Source organism: Candidatus Planktophila lacus (genome assembly GCF_002287925.1).
GTDB lineage: Bacteria > Actinomycetota > Actinomycetes > Nanopelagicales > Nanopelagicaceae > Planktophila > Planktophila lacus.
In genome coordinates this window covers 99784-114749 of sequence record NZ_CP016769.1, presented here as the reverse complement: position 1 = coordinate 114749, position 14966 = coordinate 99784, and the positions used below count along the sequence as shown (strand labels likewise).

At 47.2% G+C, this 14966-nt stretch carries 19 protein-coding genes; 3 read left to right on the top strand and 16 right to left on the bottom strand.

The window, feature by feature from the left end:
• Positions 1 to 14 precede the first annotated feature (14 nt).
• On the bottom strand, positions 15 to 497 hold the full coding sequence (locus A1s21148_RS00545) for a CarD family transcriptional regulator (RefSeq protein ID WP_095670560.1): 483 nt from the start codon (positions 495 to 497) through the stop codon (positions 15 to 17).
• Between the two features lie 106 nt (positions 498 to 603).
• Between A1s21148_RS00545 and A1s21148_RS00540 the strand changes: the two genes are divergently transcribed.
• On the top strand, positions 604 to 1140 hold the full coding sequence (locus tag A1s21148_RS00540) for a hypothetical protein (RefSeq protein WP_095670559.1): 537 nt from the start codon (positions 604 to 606) through the stop codon (positions 1138 to 1140).
• Here A1s21148_RS00540 and A1s21148_RS00535 read toward each other — a convergent pair.
• The 10 genes from A1s21148_RS00535 to A1s21148_RS00495 form a co-directional block, all read right to left on the bottom strand.
• Positions 1106 to 1855: a phosphoglyceromutase gene (locus tag A1s21148_RS00535; RefSeq protein ID WP_095670558.1), complete on the bottom strand. Its 750-nt coding sequence runs from the start codon at positions 1853 to 1855 to the stop codon at positions 1106 to 1108. The two genes, A1s21148_RS00540 and A1s21148_RS00535, sit on opposite strands and share 35 nt — an antisense overlap.
• A 32-nt stretch (positions 1856 to 1887) precedes the next feature.
• Positions 1888 to 2370: a type III secretion system chaperone family protein gene (locus A1s21148_RS00530; RefSeq protein WP_095670557.1), complete on the bottom strand. Its 483-nt coding sequence runs from the start codon at positions 2368 to 2370 to the stop codon at positions 1888 to 1890.
• Positions 2371 to 2372: 2 nt separating this feature from the next.
• Entirely contained in the window at positions 2373 to 3632 is a 1260-nt protein-coding gene (mshA, locus tag A1s21148_RS00525; protein ID WP_223299397.1) for a D-inositol-3-phosphate glycosyltransferase, read from the bottom strand.
• Positions 3633 to 3698: 66 nt separating this feature from the next.
• On the bottom strand, positions 3699 to 4622 hold the full coding sequence (locus A1s21148_RS00520) for an asparaginase (RefSeq protein WP_095670556.1): 924 nt from the start codon (positions 4620 to 4622) through the stop codon (positions 3699 to 3701).
• A 14-nt stretch (positions 4623 to 4636) separates the two neighbouring features.
• Complete coding sequence (locus A1s21148_RS00515; RefSeq protein ID WP_095670555.1) at positions 4637 to 5137, bottom strand: heme-binding beta-barrel domain-containing protein; 501 nt, start codon at positions 5135 to 5137, stop codon at positions 4637 to 4639.
• Positions 5138 to 5272, bottom strand: a complete 135-nt coding sequence (locus A1s21148_RS07585; protein WP_257789606.1) for a hypothetical protein — start codon at positions 5270 to 5272, stop codon at positions 5138 to 5140. It abuts the gene before it with no gap.
• A 93-nt stretch (positions 5273 to 5365) separates the two neighbouring features.
• On the bottom strand, positions 5366 to 6271 hold the full coding sequence (ygfZ, locus tag A1s21148_RS00510) for a CAF17-like 4Fe-4S cluster assembly/insertion protein YgfZ (RefSeq protein ID WP_095670554.1): 906 nt from the start codon (positions 6269 to 6271) through the stop codon (positions 5366 to 5368).
• 1 nt (position 6272) lies between these two features.
• Positions 6273 to 6680 carry a Fur family transcriptional regulator gene (locus tag A1s21148_RS00505; protein WP_095670553.1) on the bottom strand — a complete coding sequence of 136 codons (408 nt, stop codon included), beginning with the start codon at positions 6678 to 6680 and terminating at the stop codon, positions 6273 to 6275.
• A gap of 25 nt (positions 6681 to 6705) precedes the next feature.
• Positions 6706 to 7125 carry a DUF4395 domain-containing protein gene (locus A1s21148_RS00500; RefSeq protein WP_095670552.1) on the bottom strand — a complete coding sequence of 140 codons (420 nt, stop codon included), beginning with the start codon at positions 7123 to 7125 and terminating at the stop codon, positions 6706 to 6708.
• Between the two features lie 83 nt (positions 7126 to 7208).
• Positions 7209 to 7622 carry a thioredoxin family protein gene (locus A1s21148_RS00495; protein ID WP_095670551.1) on the bottom strand — a complete coding sequence of 138 codons (414 nt, stop codon included), beginning with the start codon at positions 7620 to 7622 and terminating at the stop codon, positions 7209 to 7211.
• A gap of 18 nt (positions 7623 to 7640) precedes the next feature.
• On the opposite strand from A1s21148_RS00495, the gene A1s21148_RS00490 reads away from it, so the two are divergent.
• Complete coding sequence (locus tag A1s21148_RS00490) at positions 7641 to 8354, top strand: response regulator transcription factor (RefSeq protein WP_095670550.1); 714 nt, start codon at positions 7641 to 7643, stop codon at positions 8352 to 8354.
• Positions 8355 to 8359: 5 nt separating this feature from the next.
• Positions 8360 to 8833: a GNAT family N-acetyltransferase gene (locus A1s21148_RS00485; RefSeq protein ID WP_095670549.1), complete on the top strand. Its 474-nt coding sequence runs from the start codon at positions 8360 to 8362 to the stop codon at positions 8831 to 8833.
• Here A1s21148_RS00485 and A1s21148_RS00480 read toward each other — a convergent pair.
• From A1s21148_RS00480 to A1s21148_RS00460, 5 genes are all read right to left on the bottom strand, one after another.
• Positions 8830 to 10536 (bottom strand): hypothetical protein, encoded by a 1707-nt coding sequence (locus tag A1s21148_RS00480; RefSeq protein ID WP_095670548.1) that lies wholly within the window; start codon positions 10534 to 10536, stop codon positions 8830 to 8832. The genes A1s21148_RS00485 and A1s21148_RS00480 overlap by 4 nt on opposite strands.
• A gap of 3 nt (positions 10537 to 10539) precedes the next feature.
• On the bottom strand, positions 10540 to 12096 hold the full coding sequence (locus A1s21148_RS00475) for a hypothetical protein (protein ID WP_095670547.1): 1557 nt from the start codon (positions 12094 to 12096) through the stop codon (positions 10540 to 10542).
• A gap of 84 nt (positions 12097 to 12180) precedes the next feature.
• Positions 12181 to 12603 (bottom strand): hypothetical protein, encoded by a 423-nt coding sequence (locus tag A1s21148_RS00470; protein ID WP_095670546.1) that lies wholly within the window; start codon positions 12601 to 12603, stop codon positions 12181 to 12183.
• Between the two features lie 210 nt (positions 12604 to 12813).
• Positions 12814 to 14172: a transaminase gene (locus tag A1s21148_RS00465; RefSeq protein ID WP_095670545.1), complete on the bottom strand. Its 1359-nt coding sequence runs from the start codon at positions 14170 to 14172 to the stop codon at positions 12814 to 12816.
• A 24-nt stretch (positions 14173 to 14196) separates the two neighbouring features.
• A complete protein-coding gene (locus A1s21148_RS00460; protein ID WP_095670544.1) occupies positions 14197 to 14961 on the bottom strand; it encodes an aldose 1-epimerase in 765 nt (254 codons plus the stop codon).
• Positions 14962 to 14966 lie beyond the last annotated feature (5 nt).

Here is a 14966-nt window from a genome sequence, read left to right as displayed (position 1 = left end):
GAAGAGTTTGTTACTTAAGAAGCGAGAACCTCGTCAAGGAGAACTGCAGCCTTTTCTTCATCTGTGCGCTCAGCAAGAGCTAGCTCAGAGATAAGGATCTGCTTCGCCTTGGCGAGCATGCGCTTTTCACCAGCAGAGAGTCCACGATCGAGATCGCGACGGTAGAGATCGCGCACAACTTCTGCGACCTTAATGACATCTCCTGATGCAAGTTTTTCGAGGTTTGCCTTGTAACGACGTGACCAGTTTGTTGGCTCTTCGGTGTAAGGCTGACGAAGTACGTTAAATACGCGATCAAGGCCGGCGCTGTCGACAACATCGCGGACTCCGACTAGATCTACATTGTCTGCAGGAACGCGAACTGTGAGATCTCCTTGTGCAACTTTCAAGACTAGGTAGGTACGTTCTTCGCCCTTGATGATGCGAGTTTCAATCGCTTCGATAAGAGCTGCTCCGTGATGGGGATAAACAACGGTTTCGCCGACCTTAAATGTCATGTGTTGCCCTTCGCTAGACGACCAATTCTACCAGCCATTTTAAGGTGAGAAAACCCCAATAAATCAAAGGGAATAAGCGCTTAAAACGCATGAGAGAATATGCCCTATGCCTCGCACTAAAAAAGCACTTACATCACTTATTGCTATTTCTCTTGCGCTAACACTTACTGCATGTGGGCCAGGACAAGATGCGCCAACTCGCATGATTAAGCAAGTAACAGATGGTGTTGAACTCTCGCTAAAAGATAATGGCGTAGATATTGAGATTTTAAATCTGCTTTTAGTTGCGACTGAAACAGGCGACGCGGTTCTCGTTGGAACAATTGTTAACCAAGGCGATACTGAAGATAAATTGCTCGGAATTGCCGTTGGTTCAAACCAAGCGGTTTTAACTGGCGAGAGCGCGCTAAAGAAGAATCAACCAATTCGTTTTGAAGGTGATACCGCAAACGCTAAGGCAGTCTTCTACGGTGTTTCACCTGTTGCAGGTCGCCATGTGAAGTTATCACTTGGCTTTGCCCGCGCTGGTTATGTAACTGCAGAAGTAATCATTCGCGACAAGCGCGATGATTACCGCAACGTTACTTCAGGTGCTGCTACGCCAGCGCCTACTTCTTCCCCTGATTCGCAACCGCTTCAATAGCAGCCTTCGCAGCTTCAGGATCTAGATACTCTCCGCCTTTTTTGACGGGCTTAAAGTCTGCATCCAAGTTATAGAGCAGCGGAATTCCAGTAGGAATATTTAGCTCAGCAATATCTGACTGTGAAATTCCATCTAGGTGCATCACTAGCGCACGCAGTGAATTACCGTGCGCAGTAACAAGTACGCGCTTGCCAGCCTTTAGATCAGGAACGATTGACTCTTGCCAGTAAGGCATCATGCGCGTGACTACATCTTTTAAGCACTCTGTCGCAGGCAAATCTGAACCTAAATCAGCATAACGCGCATCGTTTGCTTGGCTATAAGGATCGTTGGCCTCAATTGCTGGAGGCGGCGTATCGTAAGAACGGCGCCATAACTTGAATTGTTCTTCGCCGTATTTAGCGAGCGTCTCTTTCTTATCCTTGCCTTGCAGTGCGCCGTAGTGGCGTTCATTTAAACGCCAAGAACGACGAACTGGAATCCAGTGGCGGTCACATGCGTCAAGTGCCAGCTGTGAAGTGTGAATTGCGCGGCGTAGAAGAGATGTGTGAACTACATCAGGCAGAAGGTTGCGCTCTGCCAATAGCTTTCCACCACGTGCTGCTTCGGCTTCACCTGCTGCAGATAAACGAACATCTACCCAACCGGTGAAGAGATTCTTGGCGTTCCATTCGGATTCGCCATGGCGCAGAAGGATTAATTCGTAGTTCGACATGGCGCTTATCTTGCCATGTTGAGTGCAAATATTTAAATTAGATGCTTAAAGGCGTCGAGATTTGCCAGTGATTCACCACGATTTACCCGCCAAGCCCATTCACGGCGAATTGAATTGGCAAAACCAAGTTCTAGCAGTGGATTAAATGATGAATCTGAATATTGCAGAACAGCGCCAACTAAACGATCAATCTCACGATCGGTGACTGCGCCAAGCGGCAAACGCCCAACTAAAAAGATATCGCCGAGTTCATTTGTAGCAAATGCGATTCCGTACATGGCCGCATTCTTAGCCATGCACCAAGCATGAACTGCAGCCTCGTTATCATCAGGTTTGCGAATCACAAATGCGTTGATGCTTAAAGAATGATCACCAACAATTAGCGCGCAGTGGGTCTGTAACTTCTTCTCACCTGGCAAGGTGATCAGGAAGGTATTGGGATCTTTCTGGTCAAACTCGAGATCGTGTGAATCAAGAAATTCTTCGATCACAATCCGTGGATCAATAGCAGCCACTATTAACCGATCGACTTGGCAGAGCGCGCTGCATCAGAGATAACTTGATCGTAAATATCTAAAGTGCCGCGGGCGGTGGCATCCCAACCGAAGTGAGATGCATGTTCAATCGCGCCCATGGAAAGCAGCACACGGCGCTGTGGTTCTTGCAGCAAACGCGCTAAAACAGATGACCATGCGCGTGGATCATGGCCATCTACAAGTACGCCAGAGATGCCGTCGGCAACTGCGGTGCGAAGTCCGCCAACAGCAGTTGCTACAACCGGTGTGCCACAAGCTTGTGCCTCAAGTGCAACGAGTCCAAAACTTTCAGAGTAACTTGGAACGCAGACTAAATCAGCGGCGCGATACCAGTTAGGAAGTTCGCTACGTGGAACCGGCGGATTGAACTTAACAACATCATCAATACCAAGCCAGATAACAAGTTCTTTTAGGCGTTCTACTTCGCTGCCATTTGCACCAGATGCTCCGCCAACTATGTAAACGCGAAGCTTTGGACGCAGCTGTGGAGAGTGCAAAAGCATCTCGGATGTTGCACGGATTAATAGTTCAGGGCCCTTATGTGGCTGGATACGCCCAACAAAAGTGATTACTTGGGCATCGGCATCAATCCCGAGTGATTTACGAGCATCCTGACGACCCGCACCCGGTGTGAAGTTATATAGATCCACACCAGGTGTAACCACGTGAACAATGTCAGGGCAAGCTTCATAGAGCGAAACTAGGCTCGCTGCTTCTGCATCGGTATTAGCGGTTAACGCATTTGCTGCAGCAACGATCTGTGTTTCACCTTGCACGCGGATCATTGGTTCAGGGGTTTCACCTTCGGCAAGATTCAAATTCTTAACGCGCGCCATGGTGTGCATGGTGTGGACTAGCTGCATCTTTAAATCTTTAGCAACTTGCATCGCTACTTTTCCGGATAACCAGTAATGCGAATGGATCAGGTCGTAGTGGCGATCGCCAGATAGCGCTTTCTTTAGCTCGGCACTTAACTCAGGAAAATACTGTGGAACTTGCTCTTTAGTTAAATGCAGATCATGGCCCGCATCTAGGTGATGGACATTTACACCGGGTGAAAGTTCAACAACTGCTGGAAGATCTAAGTGATCGCGGCGCGTGAAGATATCTACTTCCACACCTTGCGCCGCCATACGTGCTGCACTTTCAGCAACATAAATATTCATACCGCCAGCATCACCAATACCCGCTTGTTCTAGCGGACAGGTGTGAACCATCAACATGGCTACGCGGCGTTGCATACTCGAAGGATACGCCAGTATGCCGAGCGAAGGAATTGCTAGGGTACGCCTCTTTGTTATGGCTAGTTAAATCGTTGCGCGAATAGTGCCGATTACACGCGGGCCGCCCATGACTTTTTCTGGGGTTAGCAGTGTATCGATTCCAAATTCATTTAAACAGGCATGCACGATCGTTCGGAATGCACGGAGTGAGCCATCGCTTACTTTAAATACGAATGTGCGCCCATCAGCCAATGAACAGACATTGACCGCTTCTGCGCCATCTTTCATAAATAAGCCAGGCACCTGTTGCATCATCTCAGTGTTATGGCGACCTGCGCCACCAACCATTTCTGGAAATTTGCGAGCTGCATCCATAACATCTTGATGGATTGGATCCGTTGAAATAGTTATCGCACGGATTGCGCGAGCTAAACCAATTACCGAAAGCATAAACAACGGTGCACCACAGCCATCAGTTGAAGTAAAAGAAATTCTTTCCCCAGCTAGTTTTTCAAGCTCTTCTTTGATTGCAACTTGCAGCGGATGAGATTGTTCTAAATAACTTTCAATAGGCCAACCATTTTTCACACAAGTAGCCAACATAGCCGCATGTTTTCCGCTGCAGTTCATGGCGATACGAGTTGGTGGGTTATCTCCCCAAGCACGACGTTCGTTTTCTCCAAGTGGGCGATCGAGTGCACATTGCAGTGCGTTTTCACCTAGTCCAACACTCGCCAAAATTTCGCGTGCACCTTCGATGTGCATTGCAGCGCCTGAATGGCTAGACGCGGCAAGTGCTAATAAACGTGGTTCTAACTGCAGACCATGGCGCACCATCGCTGATGCTTGTGCGCATTTAACTGTCGAACGCGGAAAGATCTGAGTATCGATATCGCCCAATGATTTAAAGAGTGAACCATCAGAATTTAACATCGCCAAGAAACCGCGGTGTTCGGACTCTACAAATCCATCGCGAACGTATTCGGCCAAAACAGCGTCATTAAACATAATTTATTTACCGTTTACTCAGACTGACGTTCGAGCGATGACCAGATATGTGCCTGAAGTTCTTGTCCTTCAGCGGCCATGTCGTAAGCAAAGAAGAGTTCGCCAGCAACAAGACCGTATAAACGCACGCCCGCTGTAACAATCTTTGCAGATGGCGCTGAATAACCTTGATCAAGAACTAACTGAATCTTTGGACCATCAAACTGCCCGACCCAACCTTCGGTGATTCCGGTGTTATGTGAAATCAAAACTTCTAGAACATTGTTTGGCTTAACGCGCCAGAAACCTGTTTCAGATGCAGCCGGGCGAATGATTTCGCCTTCGGCATCGATGATCCAAGAGCGTGAGTAATAGTTAAGAAATGGGCGACCATCATGGTTAAAGACAACTTCGTGTGCGTATTCAAAGCCTTCAATATTTGGGTATTCACCGCGCCCTTTACCGCGCCAAGTGCCAACCAACCAGGCAAGTGGATTTAAATCTGCATGCAGACCTTCTGGAATTGTAAAAGCCACTTAGAGTCTGCCCCTTCGATATGTACGCGAATCACGTGCTTGAGATTCGCGACGTCCTCGGAAACCGTAAATTAAAAGTCCGACGCCAATTGCTAATGAGATTAAACCCAATAAGACGGCGCTAACGATTTCCACGCCTTAATCTTACGGCCTTTAAAGCTTGCTAACCGTCCAGATGATGACCATCATCGCGGCGAAGACAACTAAACCCTGTGCAATCGTGGCCATTTACGCAGGCACAATCACTTGTTGGGAAGCGGCCACACCCTCGACAGTTAACTGCGCATCAACCGGGGTATTGCGCTTAACAATTGCTAAAGCGATTGGCCCTAATTCAAAGTGGCGCGCAACTGTGCCAAGAAAACCTACTTGTACTTCACCATTTATAACAGGCGTTCCTGGCGCAGGCATAACAACTTGGCTGCCATCTAAATGCAGCAGAACTAAACGACGTGGTGGGTTTCCAAGGTTAAAGATCTTCGCAACAGTTTCTTGGCCGCGGTAGCAACCTTTATTCATATGCACTGATTTGTTAAGTACGCCAAGCTCATTTGGAATTGATTTATGGTCGGTTTCAAAGGCAATTCGTGGTCGGCCTGCCGCAACGCGTTCGGCATCAAGTGCCCAAGTGCCAACCTGCATCGCGGTTGCACCAAAAGTTTCTTGCATCTGCCCAAGTTCGGCACGTGGAACAAGTGCAAACGGTCCACCAATTTCATTGACCAAACCGGGAGCGCGCAAAACAACGTATTCACTTGTTGCATCGCGAACATCAACGCGCAACATAAATTTCATCTTCTGCAGATAAGCAATCAAAGTTTCGATGTAACCAGGATCTAAAACCAACCAAGATGTTTCGCCATCATCAACCAAGTTAAATTGATATTCGACGTGGCCTTGCGGATCCAAGATCAGCGCTGAAGTCCATTGGCCAACCGGAAGTTCAGATAAATGCTGGGTTGTTAAATCATGTAACCACTTCAGGCGATCAACGCCACTGACTGCGATTATTTGCAGGTGTGAAAGATCAGCCCACGCTTTGCCTTCAAGCAGAGCCTTCTGTTCTTTATTCGGTTCGCCAAAATGCCAAATGGCGCCCTTATCGACGCCATCTTCGACAAATACCGCAGTCATGTTATTTTACGCAGGCTGCGCAGGTGCCGTAAATTGCAAAGTGAGTTACATCTGTCTTAAAGCCGTAATCATCAGATAAATTCTGAACAAAGTTTGCGGCAACATCGATTGGCGCATCGCCAACAGAACCGCAAGTTCCGCAAACCAAGTGAAGGTGAGTTAACTCTTCAGCTGCGTGATAAGTCGCGCCACCGTGGCCCAAGTGAGTGTGCTGGACAAGTCCAACGTTTTCGAGGGTTTCTAGGTTGCGATAGACAGTTGAAAGATTGATACCGGGATGTGTCGTGCGGACTTTTTCAGCAACTTCTTCAGGAGTTGCATGTCCGAGTTCGCGTACCGCAGAGAGAACTAATTCGCGCTGAGGTGTTAAACGCAAGCCTTTATCGCGGAGTTCGTGTTGATCTGCCATGGCTAGAGCCTACCTTCTAAGTGATTTATTTGGCTACGCGTGCGCGTACGAGCAGTAGATATACCTGGCAGCCCAAGCAGAAGTTAAATGCTGAATTTAAAAACGCTGCGGCAAGTGCAAATCCAACTGCGATTGTAAAGAGCCCATCGGCACCGGTCACAGATGCGATCACGGCAACAAGTGCAAAAGCAAGACCAATGCTCTGTGCAAATTGCGGAGGACGCACATCTTCAAACGTTGTTTCTGACTTTAGACGCGGCTTAATTAACTTCTTAAAGATAACTGCGTAAGGAGTAAATTGCGGACCACGGATTGCACCGATCGCAAAGACAACTGCTTGAAATGCAGCCACCCAAATATTTGATGTAACTAGCGCGACTGCTAAAACCACAGTTGTAATCGCCGCCGAAAATCTTGGTCCTCTTGCATCTATTTGTACTGACATATTCTCTTCCTTTACTTGAATTCATTAAGGATAAAGAGCATCAGCGCTAAACGCTACTTGCGAATATTTCGCAATAACTGGCGTTAATGAATAGCAGCGAGCGCGGTATGCACTTGTGCACACTTAGGCGTGCCCATAGCGCGACCAACTTCAACGCCTGCACCATTTAGAAACAAAGTGGTTGGCGTCGACAAGATATTTAACTCACGCACCAATTCGAGGTGCGATTCAGCATCGATGTGGGCATAGCGAACATCTGGCATCGTTTTGACCATATCTTCGAGCAACGCCTTAGTGGCCCGGCATGGAGTACAGAACGCTGATGAAAACTGCACCATCGTTGCCCGCGACCCAAGCTCGGTTCCCACGATCGCAGCCGTTAACTTCGGCCCATTTACCGTCTTCTTCTTGCGAAATTCCCCACGCGTGCGCTGAAACCAGATGCCAAAGCCAGTGGCGCCAGCCAGCACAATAAGAAGTGGAACGAATGTTTTCACAAAGGTAGTCTAGATCCCATGGCCAAGGTGTTGTTACTGACAAACACCAATGGCGCGAGCGCGGAAGTTCTTCCATCACTTGCTCTCTTGCAGCACACAGTAAAAATCTTGCCGGCTGAAGCCAGCGTCCTAATCGATTCGCCAGTTATGGATATCGTCTTTGTTGATGCGCGTCGCGATCTGCCTGCTGCAAAGAACCTCACACGTTTACTTACATCAACCGGCGTTGGTGCACCTGTAATTGCAATTACAACTGAAGGTGGCCTATCTGCGATGAGCGCAGACTGGGGCGTCGACGATGTCATGCTCGATACCGCAGGCCCTGCCGAAGTCGATGCACGTATCCGTATGTGTATTGGTACTCACCTTGCCGCGCTAACTGCAGCAGATCCAACCGCCGGTGAAATTCGCACAGGCGATGTTGTAATTGATGAAAGCACTTACACCGCAAAGATCAAGGGCCGTTCACTTGATTTAACATTTAAAGAGTTTGAACTTCTTAAATATCTCGCACAGCATCCAGGACGCGTATTTACTCGCGCACAGTTGTTGCAAGAAATTTGGGGTTATGATTATTTCGGAGGCACACGCACTGTCGACGTTCACATACGTCGCCTGCGTTCCAAACTCGGCCCAGAATTCGAAGCAATTATCGGAACAGTTCGTAACGTTGGTTATCGCTTCACACTTCCTAACGGTGGCAAAGAGAGCCCTATTACTGAGCGGGTCTAACCACCATGCGCCATATTCTCAAGATCCACCGCTCGTTAACCGATCCACTCCCAACTGCAAAACGCGAATACGCACTTCGCACCTTTGATCCTGCACTCGATAAAGAACGTTGGCTCGACCTAAATAACAAGATATTTGCCCACCACCCAGATCAGGGAAATTGGGCGATGCAGGATCTAGAAAACCGCATGGCCGAAAATTGGTTTGATCCCGAAGGCTTTTTCTTCGCGGTAAAAGGTGAAGAAGTAGTTGGCTTTTGCTGGACCAAGATCCATCAAGATTTCGTAAATCAAGAGCCAGTTGGCGAGCTTTACGTTGTCGGAGTTGATCCAGATCATGCACATCAAGGCATCGGCCGCGCAGTTTCTGTTGCTGCGATTAATTACCTCGTTGCAAAAGGCTTAAAGCACTCGATGCTTTACGTCGATGCCGATAACGAAAAAGGTTTAGCGCTTTATACAAGCCTGGGCTTTAACTAAGCCTTCTTCTTAAATCCAGCTGGACACTTCGGCGAGACAGCACTTACCTTCTTTGTTGTCTTACCTTTGACGCAAGTGATCGTGGATTTCTTCATCACCGGAATCGCAGCTACTTGAGGTTCAGCGCTAGCCGAAGGTTCCGCACTCGGTTGTGGAGTTGGCGTTCCAATTGATCCATCTTGAGTCAGCTTTACTTTCAAAGTCGGTGATGAAAATGTAAATCCTGTCGCACTTAAATGGAGCCAACCGTTATCTTCATTTACAACTGTTGTCGCTACGTTCTGCTGGCCTCCATCTGAGGAAGTAATACTCACCGATGCTGAGATTGGGGCGTTACTAAATTTATAGATACAACGTGCAACCTTTGAATCGATATACAGGTTGTACTTTCCTTGGAAGACTTTTCCATCGGCAAGAAAATGCGGAGAGGCTACTTTGTAGTCCAGAGTTCCGGTTTGCTCGTTATAAATCGGTGGAGTAGCTGTATAAGTCGTTGAGTTTGTTGTTACAAAACCTGCAAGCGTTTTTGAAGACTTTATACAAGCGCTGGAACTAGCAATATCACGTTCTGAAAGATCGTAGAAAATCCATTGTGTTGGATTTGCTACCGCCTTGTCTTTCAATACTTTCGACCAGATGATTAACTGATCCATTGAGTAATCCCCGCTAGCGCCAGGATAAATACCTGAACCATCAGCATTGTTTAGGTATGAGTGCTGGCGGCGGTCAGACTCAGAAAAATCACTAGGAATAGCCCAACCAGCTAAAATAGGTACTCGGGTAGCTTCTCCTTTCATATCAATTCGAGTTCCGTAACTAGTCAGTTCGTAATCAATTTCAGGTGAATCAATACGTCCATGCATCCACCCATTAATCACCTTTGAGAATCTAATTACCATTCCAAATTTGATGTTTCCTGGGAATGCTTGACGCATTGCGCAAACGCCATCTCCAACTACAGCGCATACATCGAATGGGAGCTGACTTGGATGGCCAATCTGTACGCTATTAAAGTTGGCGTCTAACCTTGGACTTATTTTTGCAGTATTGGATTTATAGCGCGCATCTCTGATTATTTTTGTTGGAAAAATCGCAGCTCTAAAATCTCCGTCTCTGGAGATTTTCCCGTTTGATGTTGCAACCCATTTTGTTCCTTCGCGCTTAATCGCTCCTACACGGGAAACTATTGCCACATAATCTGCTGTGTTTCCACCATGTTTTACATTTGGAATTTCCCAGACACCTGCAACCGAACCTTGGGGCAAACCATTTTCAGGATCCGCCTTATATGGATTGGCAACTTTATTTGGTACCGATTCGCGATATACACCCCTAATTCGAGCGGGTGAACCTGGAACAATTGCATAAATACTTTCGATGCAATCCGCTTCCAAAAGTGATTTGCATGGCGGTAGAAGTGCGTAATAAAGCACAGATTGCGCAGTGCTACATTTTGGATCTTCCAAACTTGAACAGAAATCGATTCCCTGCGAAGGTTTATCTTTATCCATAGCATTAGCGAAGAGCAACGTAGGCATACGCAACGTATCGACGCTTTCTTCAAAAAACACGCCAACTTTATTTCTGTTGTCACCTTGGCCGTTAAGCGAATATTGTTCATCAATAACACCCGCGGCGGTCGTAACCGTAGGATGTGCCAAAGCAAACAAGGCAATCACTATTGCCGCCAAAGCTCTCTTCATCGACTAAGCCTTCTTCTTAAATCCGGCCGGACACTTTGGCGAAACAGCGCTTACCTTCTTTGTTGTCTTGCCTTTAACGCAAGTGATCGTGGATTTCTTCTTCGCAACTGCAACAGGGGCTGCAGACGCAACTGGTGCAGGAGTGGCACCCGCAGAAGGCTCCTGAGTTATCTTCACCTTTATCTGCTTCTCGCTGAATGTAAATCCGGCAGCTTTCATCTTTAGCCAGCCATCTTTTTCAGTTACAACAGTTGTCGCAACGTTCTGTGCGCCATCAGCCCCAGCAATTGAAACTGTTGCAGAAACTGGAGCGTTTGAAAATCCGTAGAGACAACGAGCTGCATCACTGCGCATGACAAGGTCATAGGTGCCAAGATTTAGAGTCTTTCCATCTGCTGCAAAGTGAAGTCCCGCAACGCGATAGTTTAGGAATCCGTCAACAAACTTAGGGGCGTTGCCGTCATAACCCATCGAGTTGGTTGATACGACACCTAAGACGCGCGTTTTATCACTCAGGCATTTATTCGAACTCGTCCAGCGCGTCGAGTTTAAGGTCCAGAAAGTGTTTGTCTTCGGAGCAATATCTTTCAGAATGGGACGCCAATACTCTAAATATTCAAAGATTCTTTCATTCCCTGGTGCAGCGCTAACTACACCTTTCAAATAGCCAAAATATTGCGCGAGTTCAGCCTCTTTACTTGCTAAGCCTTCCGCTTGACGAGCGACTCCAAAATTCGGAACTGTCACGGAAGTCCCGGCAACTACTAAGCGATTGTTTCTAGGATTCAGTTTCGTGATTTCTATTGATAAGTCTTTTAATCTTGCTTTAAACCATCCTGAAGTCTCATTCGACACGTGAACAGCCACTCTAAATGTCGAATTGGGTTTAAAGTCAAAAAGAATTCCACTCTTCCCACTACCTGTCCAAAGAGCATCCCACCTAAAACCGTTGATCTCTTTAAACGGTCTAATCGCAAGATTTACATCGGTTACCTCGAATTTTCCTGATGCGGGTGAGTAGTTCATACCGTAAGAAAAGTAAGCAATGTACTTCAGTGGCGATACCGAAACATCTTCTTTATCAACCCAGATTGATGCATTTGCACCGCGCGGCAAGTTCTTTGAATAATCAGAAGGAAAAGTATTTCCATCTAGCGGACTTGAAAATCCATCGGGCATATATCTTTCGAAAGTTAGATTTCTAAATGATGTTGCATCGTTACTAATTTCGATACTTTCAATACAGTCATCATTAGCCGCTGCCTCACAGAGGCCTAGCATTGGGGTTGCAGATATTCTGTTTTCTTCACGGTTATCGACGGCGTTGAAATTACACTTGGGATCCTTGGTAGAACTACATAGTTTGTCAGGCCAGTTACCAAGTTGCGAAAAATTGATTCCAACATCATCGCTGATAGAAAATATCTTGTCACTAGGGTTTTCTCTGGTGATTGACGCTGCAAAAAATGCCTCTGTATCTTCAGCGGCAGGTGCGGAAACAGGAATGATCAAACCAATGGCAAGAGCCACGATTGGGATCAGCTTCCAACTTTTCTTCATTTCCGCCTCTCAGTATGACTACTCAGTAGTCCGCCAGTTCAGGCTAAATTTATGCGCTCGGCACCACTATTGCTAGGGAAATCGCTACCCCAGGGCATTTATTAACCACTTTAAATTGGCTTCTTCATGTTTAACGTTGCGGGCATTCGCAAAATTGAAGTGACAAGCGCGATTTCTTGTCCCGGTCGCATAGTGCATCCGGTTATCGATCTTTTGATAAGTCTTAAAGGATTCTGGGAAGGGCAGATCCAAGAAGGCGTGTCTGGTGCATGGCAGCCAGAGGCGCGTGAAATTTCGCTGAGATAAAACATCTCTCCAAAGACCAAAACCTGGATTCGGGCTGTTTACATCGAAGGTGGTTTTTGAATCAAGGACTTGATGCCACTCTGCGTAACCTTTTTCTTCAGAAAAAGTACTGAGAGTTTTAACTAGCCTTGAACGCAAAATCAATTCAAGTTGTCCAATCAAAATGTAGGTCTGGCTATAGCGAATTAAGAATTTTTCCATTCGCGTACCTTCGTCCACACCACAGACAAAATTAGGTTGTGATCCACAGCCCCGATCTTTATACTTTTCTCAACGGTTCGGGAGTGAGATCACTGGCGAAAGCTAAATCGCTCGAATCAATAAGCTCAAGTCTTATTCTGCGAATCAGATGACTTAAGCGGGATGGGAAAGCCTCACAGTGATGTGGGGCTTTCTCTTTTGTTAGAGAAACTAGCCGACTAATTCAGCGCACATGGCGCGAAATGCCGCAGTATGCGCATCGACGTCAGCGGCGGTTGTTGCCGGTGACATCAGCGCCATATTGTGAAATGGCGTCAACAAGAAACCATCGTTTAGCAAGCGCAAGTGAATGTATTGCTCGAGTTCGAAATCTCCTGATTCAGCAGCATCGCGACCAGTGCGCGGCGCCTTACCTTTAAAGATGTACTCACCGCGCGCACCTAAACGGTTGCAGTGCCAATCCAAATCAAACTCTGCAATCGCCGCATCAACGCCATCGCTCCAGCGATCACCGAGTGCGATCATCTCTTTAAATGCCGCAGCTGTTAACACTTCACTCAACGTTGCACGCATAGCAGCAAGTGACATTGCATTGCCTGCCAAGGTGCTGCCAATTCCGCCAGTGTCAATAATTTCTAGTTCAACTAACTTCTTAATTGAATTAGCGACATCGTCAGTCATTCCAAATGTGCCAACTGGAATACCGCCAGCAATGGCCTTGCCGATAGTTAAGAAATCAGGCTTTAGTCCAAGGTCTAGCGTCATTCCGCCAGGACCAACAGAAATTGTGTGAGTCTCATCAATGATCAACAGTGCGCCGTACTTCTTGGCAAGATCCTGAACCGCATATAGATAACCATCTTCGGGCAGAACAATGCCGACATTGGTCATCGCAGGTTCCATCAAAATTGCCGCAACATCACCGTGCTTTAGCGCCGCTTCCATGCCAGCCAAATCATTGAATTCAACTACGCGAGTTGTTACATCAAGATCTACAGGTGCGCCGAGGTTTCCTTCGCGCTTTACTGTATTTCCTGCATCATCCAAAGTTGCAAAAGTTTCATCAACGCTGCCGTGATAGCAGCGATCGATAACGATGATCTTGCTACGCCCAGTAATCAGGCGGCAGTAGCGAATGACGTGGCGATTGGCATCGGTTGCAGTAACCGTAAATTGCCACTTTGGCAGACCAAAACGTGAAGCAAGTTCCTTTGAAACAACGGCTGCATCAAGGGTTGGCAACATCGAAGTGATTCCGATATCTGCCTGGCGCTTAATCGCAGCAATAGTTGGATCTGGTGAGTGGCCAGTCATAGAACCGGTATCGCCTAAACAGAAATCGATATAAGTGTTGCCATCAATATCGGTGAACTTCGCGCCCTTTGCTTCCTTTACGAATACCGGATGCGCACCAGGCCACTTAGCCATCCATGACATCGGCACACCTTCGTGCATCACCTTCTGCGAATCAGCGAAAGCTTCCGCGCTCTTCTTGTGATTTGCTAAAAAGCGCTCTTCTTCAACTTTGCGAAGCTGCGCTAAACGGCCACGATCGATTTGTGTAGACATAACCCAATCCTACGTTTTCTCTTTTTACGCTTCGGAAAATACGAAGAGCGCTTCGATGTAATGCTCACCACTTATGCCTAAGTTCTGCGCATCAGGTGGCGCCGTCTGTGGCTCTATACAAACACCTTCGGGATCTTCGTTATAGACAACCCACCAAGCCGCATCGGATTCAACATCAATGCGCGCGCAGTCTTCCCAGATAACCGCCGGAACACCTTGTATTTCAGTGAATGCGTCATCCCACGGACCCGCAGGTTGTGGAACATATTCACCGGTTGGAATTCCATCTTCATCACGCTTGAGCATCTTTGCTGCTTTAAATTCAATCTCTGCACTGCCGCCCCGATCGAGATCGCGCGGAAACCAAGGATGCATTCCAAGCCATGCCGGCAAGGTGCAATCACCAGGATCGTATTCAAGTGACCAGCGCACAGCATCATCTAAAACTTCAATAGTTTGTTCGATAGTTGCGCCACCGTAAGGCTTTGGCAGATGAAGCAAAGAACGTCCCGGACCAATCTCTTGCCACGAAGAAGTAAATCCATAACCATGAATCGCATGCGGCGGCACAACATTTGTGGGCAACTGAATCTCTTCACCATCCGCACCGAACATGATTCCATCACGTATGCGCCCAGCCCATGGACCCATCGCATACCAACCGTGAGTTAAAGGGTCTCCACGATAAGGAACTGCAAATTGCATATCGCGCCAAGTAATCGATGTAATGCGCGCGCCGTTATCTAAATCAATTGCAATTTGAAATTCTGCATCATCGATATATTGCATTGCGC

Excerpts from the sequence above, each read along its gene's own strand:
- A1s21148_RS00545 (WP_095670560.1), bottom strand. The coding sequence starts at position 497 with ATGACATTTAAGGTCGGCGAAACCGTTGTTTATCCCCATCACGGAGCA.
- A1s21148_RS00540 (WP_095670559.1), top strand. The coding sequence starts at position 604 with ATGCCTCGCACTAAAAAAGCACTTACATCACTTATTGCTATTTCTCTT.
- A1s21148_RS00535 (WP_095670558.1), bottom strand. The coding sequence starts at position 1,855 with ATGTCGAACTACGAATTAATCCTTCTGCGCCATGGCGAATCCGAATGG.
- mshA (WP_223299397.1), bottom strand. The coding sequence starts at position 3,632 with ATGCAACGCCGCGTAGCCATGTTGATGGTTCACACCTGTCCGCTAGAA.
- A1s21148_RS00520 (WP_095670556.1), bottom strand. The coding sequence starts at position 4,622 with ATGTTTAATGACGCTGTTTTGGCCGAATACGTTCGCGATGGATTTGTA.
- ygfZ (WP_095670554.1), bottom strand. The coding sequence starts at position 6,271 with ATGACTGCGGTATTTGTCGAAGATGGCGTCGATAAGGGCGCCATTTGG.
- A1s21148_RS00505 (WP_095670553.1), bottom strand. The coding sequence starts at position 6,680 with ATGGCAGATCAACACGAACTCCGCGATAAAGGCTTGCGTTTAACACCT.
- A1s21148_RS00500 (WP_095670552.1), bottom strand. The coding sequence starts at position 7,125 with ATGTCAGTACAAATAGATGCAAGAGGACCAAGATTTTCGGCGGCGATT.
- A1s21148_RS00490 (WP_095670550.1), top strand. The coding sequence starts at position 7,641 with ATGGCCAAGGTGTTGTTACTGACAAACACCAATGGCGCGAGCGCGGAA.
- A1s21148_RS00485 (WP_095670549.1), top strand. The coding sequence starts at position 8,360 with ATGCGCCATATTCTCAAGATCCACCGCTCGTTAACCGATCCACTCCCA.
- A1s21148_RS00480 (WP_095670548.1), bottom strand. The coding sequence starts at position 10,536 with ATGAAGAGAGCTTTGGCGGCAATAGTGATTGCCTTGTTTGCTTTGGCA.
- A1s21148_RS00475 (WP_095670547.1), bottom strand. The coding sequence starts at position 12,096 with ATGAAGAAAAGTTGGAAGCTGATCCCAATCGTGGCTCTTGCCATTGGT.
- A1s21148_RS00470 (WP_095670546.1), bottom strand. The coding sequence starts at position 12,603 with ATGGAAAAATTCTTAATTCGCTATAGCCAGACCTACATTTTGATTGGA.
- A1s21148_RS00465 (WP_095670545.1), bottom strand. The coding sequence starts at position 14,172 with ATGTCTACACAAATCGATCGTGGCCGTTTAGCGCAGCTTCGCAAAGTT.
- A1s21148_RS00460 (WP_095670544.1), bottom strand. The coding sequence starts at position 14,961 with ATGCAATATATCGATGATGCAGAATTTCAAATTGCAATTGATTTAGAT.